Here is a 202-nt window from a genome sequence, read left to right on the forward strand (position 1 = left end):
TCGTCGATGAAGACGAAGCTGGCCTTCGCAGGTTCAGGCCTTCTTCGTCTCCCAGAAGATCTCCGAGATCTCGTCGATCTTGGCGATCAGCTGGTCGGCCGTCTCCGCGTCGAAGGTGGCCTTGGTGCCGCCGCCGCCGCCCGCGAGCTTGGTCGCCTCGTTGAAGAGGGTGTGCAGCTGCGGGTACTTCTCGAAGTGCGGG

General features: G+C 63.9%; 1 protein-coding gene. It reads right to left on the bottom strand.

The genetic code is table 11. The annotated features are described in order from the left end of the window. Window positions 1-33: 33 nt before the first annotated feature. On the bottom strand, window positions 34-202 hold a 169-nt coding region (locus QWY28_RS24355), incomplete at its 5' end, for a superoxide dismutase [Ni] (protein WP_300955456.1).

This window comes from Nocardioides oceani (assembly GCF_030412965.1).
Taxonomy (GTDB): Bacteria; Actinomycetota; Actinomycetes; order Propionibacteriales; family Nocardioidaceae; genus Nocardioides; species Nocardioides oceani.